The following is a 261-nucleotide window of genomic DNA, read 5'->3' as shown; positions in this document are numbered from 1 at the left end:
CAGCTGTAGGACTGGGCCGCATTGGCAAACTGCTCGAAACCGGTGGTGTGCTCCTGGATGAAGTCGTGGTCGAGGATATGCTTCTTGTCCGCCGCCGCAATCGATGCGGCAAATGCAATCGTTCCGGCCTCCGATGGGTCATCCGGTACCCCGTCGTGTCCCGCGACTTTACTCGTTCCCGACGCTTTGAGCGCATCGTCCGCCTCAATGAGCGCCTTGCAGACACCGAAGAGCGCTGCGATATCGCCGCCATTCTTCACC

General features: G+C 60.2%; 1 protein-coding gene. It reads right to left on the bottom strand.

What is annotated here, in order from left to right; all coding sequences use genetic code 11:
- A partial coding sequence (locus tag SCA31_RS24055; protein WP_410699511.1) for a hypothetical protein occupies positions 1 to 261 on the bottom strand: 261 nt, incomplete at both ends.

This window comes from Chryseobacterium sp. SIMBA_028 (assembly GCF_046535285.1).
Taxonomy (GTDB): Bacteria; Bacteroidota; Bacteroidia; order Flavobacteriales; family Weeksellaceae; genus Chryseobacterium.
Note: the sequence above shows the minus strand (reverse complement) of the source record. Positions and strands in the feature narration are given on the sequence as shown.